The sequence below is a fragment of the Bartonella sp. AP21QHHD genome (assembly GCF_042196205.1).
Classification (GTDB): domain Bacteria; phylum Pseudomonadota; class Alphaproteobacteria; order Rhizobiales; family Rhizobiaceae; genus Bartonella.
Genome location: NZ_JBHIPT010000051.1, coordinates 72568 through 81020, shown reverse-complemented (window position 1 = coordinate 81020; position 8453 = coordinate 72568). Strand labels below are relative to the sequence as shown.

At 34.4% G+C, this 8453-nt stretch carries 6 protein-coding genes and 2 pseudogenes; 2 read left to right on the top strand and 6 right to left on the bottom strand.

Annotated elements, in window-relative coordinates:
- Positions 1 to 955 (top strand): tyrosine-type recombinase/integrase (locus ACFIMC_RS03705; RefSeq protein ID WP_375681014.1); only part of this gene is annotated, 955 nt, incomplete at its 5' end.
- A 202-nt stretch (positions 956 to 1157) separates the two neighbouring features.
- Here the strand turns inward: ACFIMC_RS03705 and ACFIMC_RS03700 are convergent.
- From ACFIMC_RS03700 to ACFIMC_RS03675, 6 genes and pseudogenes are all read right to left on the bottom strand, one after another.
- Positions 1158 to 1351: pseudogene (locus ACFIMC_RS03700) on the bottom strand (helix-turn-helix transcriptional regulator).
- Between the two features lie 72 nt (positions 1352 to 1423).
- Positions 1424 to 2048, bottom strand: a pseudogene (locus ACFIMC_RS03695) (lambda exonuclease family protein).
- Between the two features lie 496 nt (positions 2049 to 2544).
- Positions 2545 to 3048, bottom strand: a complete 504-nt coding sequence (locus ACFIMC_RS03690; protein ID WP_375671951.1) for a tyrosine-type recombinase/integrase — start codon at positions 3046 to 3048, stop codon at positions 2545 to 2547.
- A 709-nt stretch (positions 3049 to 3757) separates the two neighbouring features.
- Entirely contained in the window at positions 3758 to 4690 is a 933-nt protein-coding gene (locus tag ACFIMC_RS03685; protein ID WP_375634718.1) for an outer membrane protein, read from the bottom strand.
- Positions 4691 to 5249: 559 nt separating this feature from the next.
- Positions 5250 to 5522 carry a hypothetical protein gene (locus tag ACFIMC_RS03680; RefSeq protein WP_375612155.1) on the bottom strand — a complete coding sequence of 91 codons (273 nt, stop codon included), beginning with the start codon at positions 5520 to 5522 and terminating at the stop codon, positions 5250 to 5252.
- On the bottom strand, positions 5516 to 7891 hold the full coding sequence (locus ACFIMC_RS03675; RefSeq protein ID WP_375671952.1) for a mechanosensitive ion channel domain-containing protein: 2376 nt from the start codon (positions 7889 to 7891) through the stop codon (positions 5516 to 5518). Before ACFIMC_RS03675 ends, ACFIMC_RS03680 begins: the two co-directional genes overlap by 7 nt.
- A gap of 180 nt (positions 7892 to 8071) precedes the next feature.
- Here ACFIMC_RS03675 and ACFIMC_RS03670 point away from each other — a divergent pair, with 180 nt between their 5' ends.
- A complete protein-coding gene (locus ACFIMC_RS03670) occupies positions 8072 to 8449 on the top strand; it encodes a hypothetical protein (RefSeq protein WP_375668463.1) in 378 nt (125 codons plus the stop codon).
- The last annotated feature ends 4 nt before the right edge of the window (positions 8450 to 8453 follow it).

Genomic DNA, 8453 nt, shown 5'->3' with positions numbered 1-8453 from the left:
CAAACGCATTAGAATACGCGGTACCTATGGAACGCAAGAGTTTGTTGATAACTACAAAAGCGCACTTGCCGAGTTACAAGGACTTATACTTCCTAAATCAAAAACCGGTAAACTTGTTGAAGGGTCATTTGCATGGCTGCTTAAACAATACTTTAACAGCGTTCATTGGCATAGCCTTGCTAAAGCTACGAAAAGACAAAGAGAACTTATCCTTATGAAGGTATGTGATGCTATAGGAAACATTCCATACAGAGAAATAAAGAAATCACATATTACAGCGGGTGTTGAACGCCGCAAAGAAAAACCAACAGCTGCCCAAAATTTTCTAAAAGCACTTAATGGACTTTTTAATTGGGCGATCGATCAAGAACTTCTGGAGAATAACCCAGCTTTAGGAATAAAAAGACCTCCTCTCAACAACAAAGATGGATTTGCTGTTTGGACAGAAGAAGATGTTGAAAAATATTATCACCATTGGTCACATGGTTCACATGAACGCGTCTGGATTGATGTTCTTCTTTACACGGGTTTGCGTCGTGGTGATGCGGTCCGCATTGGTTGGAACGATGTCAAAGATAATATCATTCATCTCAAGACAGAGAAAAGTAAATTCCAAACAGATGTTTTTCTACCCATTTTGCCTGAATTAGCAGAAACTCTAAAAATTGGTCCTATTGGAAATGAAACATTCATTTGCGGAAAAAACGGAAATAAACTCGTAAAAGAAAGTTTTGGCAACCTTTTTCGTGAGGCTTGTAACGTAGCGGGAATCAAAAAATCAGCACATGGCTTAAGAAAATTAGCAGCAACACGCGCCGCTAATTCAGGTGCAACAGTATCACAACTCAAGGCAATTTTTGGATGGACCGACGACAACATGGCATCTCTTTATACAAAAAGCGCAGATCGCAAAAGGCTAGCTATAGAAGCGATAAAAAAGCTCCAAAAAAAATGAGGGATAGTGCTATAAAAAACATTAATGGAATCAATAATGATAAATTTCCCCCATATCGCAATAACTCATTTATTTTATTTAAAATTATTGAAACTCTTTTGGGCACCATTTTGTATCTTTAACACATTAAATATATAGATTTTTTCTTTAAAGAGCTATTTTAAGACCAACTTTTAGACCACCTTCTACGGTTTATACAACTTTAGCTAATTTGTTCCTTATTTTTCTTTGGAGTGAAGGATAAGATCTCTTTCTTTCTCCATCTCACTGCTCTCCCTAGCTTATATAGCTCTGGCCCCCTTGAAGCACCCAATTACGAATCGTGGTTGTGGATACACTAAAAAACTTTGCACACTCACGTGTTATTACATATCCATCTCCATCATCAAATATCATCTCATTACCTTTCTCTTTTTTATATTAATTAAATGGGCGGGGGTGCTGGGAGGAGAGAGCACCCCCATAGGTTTAAGCAGCTTTTGTCAAAATCTTTTGCATCTCTTGTTCTATTTCCCCTAAAAAGATTTCGACCGCTTTATTAATCTCTTCAATGTGTTCCTCATCACGATTGATGCGTTTGATTTTCATTCTCAAACCAGTAGATTTGCCTACAAAGTTTGGATTATAGCTCATGAAATCACACCATTTGCGTCCAGTGCATGCCATTTGGAATTGCATCTGTGCGATATATTCAGGCTTGATTTCGTCATAAATGAAAAAACGAAGATGGGTTGTTGATTGTGGACATTTGACTTCGATTAAACCGTCCTCTCCAATCAACCCATCAGGACTTGCACCAGCCATTTTCATTTTTGGGTGTGGGATAAACCCGCATCTTGTGACTTCTGCGTCATAAATGAATTCATATTCTCTTAAGGCATTCTCTTCATGTTACAATGCCCCATTGCATAGCAGGTGTTGTATAAGATTGGCTTATTTCCCCTATTAAGCGTTCTGCCATGAGTTTCGTTTTGTAGTCTTCATATTTGCTTGTAGGCAAACCTTTTGCTGTCTTACTGAGTACGTTGTAAACGTTTGAAGCAGTGACTTTACCTAAGCGCGCTTGAAACCATTCTGCTGTTCTTTGTTCCATCTCACACCGCCGTTCCCTGTTCGTGTGGCGTTGCTATATCGGCATCTTGTATAGTAGAATCTGTTTCTACCTTTTGCCTGTTTTGTTTATCTTTCAAAAGATGTAACACCGTTTGTGCTTATACTTCAGACATATCATCAAGCTTTTTAACGTTGTCTCTGCTATCCAGTCCCGCAGAATCGATCTGAAACCATGAAGTCTATAATTAAAACCTTTGTTTTTCATAAATTTAGAAAGTGCTACATCAGATATAGGCTTTCCAAAACTCTCAACAAATAAAAAACCATTTTTTTGCTTTTTCAATAACAGCAAACGCTTCATCTGTAAGCGGCACATGAAAATCAGAAACCTTTCCAACAATTCTCTTCATATTTTCTTTTGAGATAATCCATATTGATCCATAAATCTCTTCTGATCGAATATGCCTGATTGGTATAAAACAAAAAACCGTCAAAATAAGAAGTTTTAAAGCTAGATGTGATACAAGCTCATCATTTTAAGATTGAAAAAACTTAGGCATTTCTTTCCATGGCATAGCTGGAATATTTTGGGTATTTTGAATAAACTTTTCTAATAAAGCTTTTGCTTTTAATTGCATATCCACATCTATACCAAGTGCCGCCGCATGTTTTATAGCTATATTCAAGCGGGATAGAGCTTTACTTGCTGTTTCGTTTTTTGTCTTCCAAATGGAAGAAATGCATCCTTTTATATCAATTTGCGTCAGTTCAATGATTGGCGTATCACCAAGTTTAGGAAAAACATGTAACTCAAGAGGTGTTAACCAGCTTGCTGCTTTTCCTTCATTTTTCAATTCGTTTTTTTTCGCTTCAAAAGCACTAGAGGCAATTTCTCGTAAAGAAATCCCCCCTGCTCGACGCAAATTTTCTTTTTGTTTTCGGCGAATCGGGTCAATTCTTTGATTTAAAAGATCACGATAAGCTAAAGCTTTGAACAGTGCTTCTTTTAAAGATACATAGCGACAAGAGCCTAATCCCATTTCTCGTCGTCTTTTATTGAGGTCAAACCTAAAAAGCCATCATCCTTGATCTGGTGTAGTTTTGATAAGCCATAAACCAGCTCTGTCAGCATATTTTCCTTTAGATAGATTTTTTACAGATAAGACAGACAGTCTATCACGTTCTTCGAACCACCTTTTTAAAAACACCTTTTGAATTACACTTGGAGCACTTTCATCTGGTACCAAGATTATATATAAAAGGCAATTTAATAAATAAAATAAAATAAAAACAATTAGTTATTAAATAGAAAAAAGATAAACTGTGCTATCAGGTGATATTCTAGAGAGTTCTAAGGGAAGAAAAAATTGTTGCACAAACGTGCACGCCGTCCGCACCACTCTATGTGAATTTTCTTTATTTTCTCATTACTTAGATAGTAAAAACTCTCTTTAAGTTTACTGTTTGCAACTCTATAACGGTATTATAAAGTGATAACTGTAATAATATGAAAGACGAAGCAATCCTTCTTTGCCAACAAATGTTTCAACCACACCTCGTGAACTAAAAATTTTTTATTCTTAACAATTAAGAATCTGAGTAACTCTTCCTTACCTCCTCATTCTCACTCAAAGTCAAAGCCCCCCTTTTTTCACCATAAAATAGTGTTTACAATGCATAAAATTAAAAAATAAAGGCCCTATCGAAGAAATAGGACCTCTTAAATTTAAGCTCCTTTATCCTACAAAATTAGAATTTGTAAGCTATTCCTGCGCGAAAATCATTCGTCTTATACTTAACTTCAATCTCGTCTTTAAATTTCCTTTTACCAAAATCTGAGTAACGATATTCCGCACGCACAACAAGATGATCTGTCATTGCAAAATCAACACCACCACCGAGAGTATAACCAATCATCGTTTTTGTTACATCCGATGTCCTATTAAATGGCTCACCTCCCGTAATTACTGTCGACAAAATATCTTGAAACTGTCCATAAGCAACACCACCAGCAATATAAGGCATCACATGCCCCGCAGAAAACCCAACACGCACCCGTGTAGCACCTGTCCATTTTTGTTTTAACGTATGATTAAACGTTAAACTGTCTTTCTCTTCTTTATCCTCTGCAGAAGAGCGAGAAAAGTCTCTACCCTGTCTTCTGACAAGTTTTGCCTTTTTTCGACTTTTTCCTTCTGTACCTAATTCCTCAGTATCAGTACCCGATCCTTCAGTGCCCGATCCACCAGTGTTAGGACCACCTGCACTCGTTTCATCAGCCTGAAATCTTGTTTTTGTATCCTTTTTTTCCGTTAAAAGCATATCCGTATCAATCCCCACAATAAAATTATTACCGAGATCAAAATTAACACCCGCATAAAAACCACCTATAAATCCAGAAAGCTCAGGCATATACTGCTTCTCGACAGGCACCCATGGTTTACTTTTACTCTCCTCATCGGGATAGAGAGGAATATAAACATCACGCGTTATTGCAGAAGTCTTACTTGAAAAGCCACCAACTTGCCCCCCGAAATAAAAACCTGCCCAAGAAAAAGGTGAAGAAGCAACAACTTCTGAGGCAACATGTAATGGCTCTTCGTGAGCCACCACATCTGCAGCCTGTACTATAGAAGGTGAAATCAAAGAAAAAACAGATGCTGTTATAAATTTTGTATTCATAAAATTATACCCCATTGCTAAATTTAAATATAATCAAAAATCACATTTAGAAAAACAAAGTTTTATAAAATCTTATGCTGCAAAATCGCATATACTCCTTTATAGTTACATTTAAATCTATTACTATATTAATATATCATTACATCAAAATTTAATATTATCAAATAAATTTTAAAATATTATAATAATGATTACTTCAAATAATAAATATTTAATAAAAATACCTATTATCTTGTCAAAAGGAGGAAATATAAAACATTTTGTATTAAAATTACCGCAAAAAATCACAAAATAGTATATTTTATGCCTTTTTTTATGAAAAAATTCTAAAAATGATGTAATTATTTTTAGAAAATCGATGTTCATTAACAATACTATAAATACCTCAATATTCTTACATCCAAAATGCATACTGTAGATTCTACATAGTATAAAAAAACATCCATTTTATACTAAAATCATACTTTTTTTTACCATTTTCTAAAGGATGAGATTATTAATTACACACAATATCATTATCCTTCTAAATCTTGTCCCCAAACAAAAATTCTCAATCATTTTATTTAAAAATTGCTCTTCCCCTACTGATTTCTATATTATCATCTGCCTTTATTGCAAAACGGTCTTTATTAGGAAAAGTTATAAAACATCCCTTCATACAAATTGTAATTGTTTGATGAGTATTTAAAGAAATTTTTGAAGGTATACTTCCTTCAACAACAATAAGAGATTGTATCTTTAAATCAGTATTCTTCACTGTTGCAGCAAAAGCTGTTATGGTAAAAATACTTAATAGAATAACTGTAATCAAAATATAAGTATATTTCAGCATTCTAAGATTCCTTCCTCAGAAAAACGCTTATATAGGCTAAATTGAAGAGCATTGGTTACATGAGAAGATGAGGTAATATTAGGCACATAAATAGCCAAATTAAAGGAAAAACTCTTACGATCAAATGCTGTAAAACTCACCTGTGGGATAGGATTTTTTAAAACGCCTTCTGTCGCAGAAGCAATCTCTAACAAAATTTCAGCAACATGCTCTGGAGCAACCTTAGATGATACAGTAACTGGTATATCAATTCGTCCTACTTTATTACGTCGTGTCCAATTACTAACGTTGTTATTAATAAGGCTTGAATTGGGAATAATAATCGTCTTACGCTGAATTGTCTCAAGTTCCGTTGCACGCACACTAATACGCTTAACAACACCCCCTACTGATCCAGATTCTATATAGTCCCCTATTTTAAATGGTCTTCCAACTAAAATAATAAGTCCAGAGACAAAGTTTTGGACAATATTCTGTAAACCAAAACCTATACCAAGTGAAAGTCCTCCAGCAATAAGAGCGAAATTTCTAAGATCCAAACCTGCCATTGATAATCCGGTCAAAGAAGATACAACAACGCCTCCATAACTTATCACTGTTTTGATAGAATTACGTATACCAGAATCGAACTCTCCATGAACCAACACCACATTATCTAACCAACCAATAAATCGGCGAATAAGAAACCAGCAAACACAAAAAGAAATAATTCCTGTTACAAGAGAAATCAAAGAAAGACTAATATTTCCAATCTGAAAACCGGTCACCGATTGCCACAAAACTGCTTTTAAATCAGAATAGGAAAATCCAAACTGTACAGCAATTGGCATTGCACAAAATATAACAACAAATAAATTGAGAAAAACGCTCACAAAAACTCCCAATTGATTCATCGTTTTTTCTTCTAAATGAAACCTCTGCATCAAAAGATGACCAACCGTTGTTTTCATAAATTGGTCTTTAGTTCCAAGTGCTTGAGCGCTTTGTATTCCTAAATACATGAGAACTAAAAATGCTCCATCAATCATAATTTGCTGCGTAATAAAACGCGCAAGTCCAACGTAACCTAAAAAATTCAATACAAAGAGCAGTAACCCCAAGCCAATAAGAGGAATGCGTATATAAAATGGCCAAAAGTATGGCTCTTTTTTTTCTTCTTGAACACGCCTACGTCTAAACCGCAAAGGTACAAATGATATTATAAATAGCAATATCGCTACAAGAAAAACAGCAATAAAACTTTTAGCAATTGTTAAAGATAGAGGCGCTGAAATGATTTGATAAATACTATCAAGAACAGCGTCAAATGCCAAAATACCCCCTAAAGAAGTGAGTAAAATCACTAATTGATAAGCAGACGATGATGTAATCTTGAGAAGACCTACATGGGGCCTATTCGATGATAGAAGAACAACAGCTAATCGATTGATTAAAAATAATAAAATAATTTGACAACCTATCATATCAAAAACTGTTGTAAGCTTACCTAGATCTAAGTTAAAACTACGAAACAAAAACAACACAAGATAAACGCAAAGAATACATACAAGTGAAGGTAAGAGAACTGAAATAAAGGCGATCAATAAGCGTTGTAAATAAGATATTTCCTCATTAGACTTCGTAAAGTGGCAATACACATGAACAAGAACTTTTTGAGAAAAATACGAAAGTCCCAAAGTAATAAAAAGTGGAATTAAAAAGCAAAGAAATAGTTGTAAAAACTTGAAGTAAAATATAAAATTCCACCAAGAATTTAACAACACAAGAAAATCTGATGAAGCCTCTTTTGTTTTTTGGACGAGATGTTTAACCATCGGAATCGAAAACTCAAGCCTATACGTAAGCGTGCGTTTAAAAAGCTCCCGAGATTGAGAAATAGAAAGTTCAGCTATTCTATTTGCCGCTAAGAAAATTGCTTCAAAACGAAGCATGATACTGTTAATTTTAGCTTTTTGCTCTATCAAATAGGAATATTCCTTCACAGAGCTTTTCAGTTTTTTCACGTCACGATGGAGCTCCATTAATTGATCAAGAAGTGTATTAATCTCATTAAGAGGAGGACGCAAAACAAATGCTGCCTCAATAGCACGTTCACTGATATCTTGTGCACGTAACCGTAATTCTTCTAAAGCACGCTCATCTTCTGGCTTTCTGTCAAAATCTCTTTTTAAAGTTTCAGTATTTTCTTCAAGAGTCTTAATAATCAACTGTTGTTGCAGAATAATTTCATCAACTGAATAAGAAGCTATCGTTTGTTCGACAATTGTATTTTGTGCCCCCCTATTACCCCATGCACCAGAATTAAATACAAAGATAATCCCCAAAAGAAGGAAAAGTATGTGGATGTTTTTTCTACAAAATGAATACATATCTACCTTATGAGCACAAAAGGGATTTTATTTTTCTCTTTTAAATATGGTATAAAGTAGATATTTTCAACTTTTATAGAATAATCTTATAAAAGCTTTCCCTTATCCTATAATACTGGTAATAAGATAAAAGAATGATAAATAAGCTGAACTCAATAAGATTAAAGAAGGCACTCTAGCATGTTTTTTTTGCACCTTTATTGCAAAAAAGAAGATTTTCTTCCTTTGACAACCTGGATTTTTCTATCCAGTTTAGGTGTATTCTTGACAAGCAACCTAGAAACGCGTGCTTATTTAGTCAAACAATCACACACCAATAATGTCATTAAAACGAATAGATTTGATTTACATCATAAGTGTGATCAGGTGAATGTTACCACAACTGAAAACAAAAAACTTGTAACACTCCATACAGAATCTATTTTTATGAGGACCTTTCAAAAAATCCTAACATTGGATTTCTTTTTAATAAAGATTCCAGCTGTTGACACACGATTTCGTAACGTTAAAACACAATATTTCTCAAATAAACGCGCTCCTCCCAATGAACATACTTAATTCT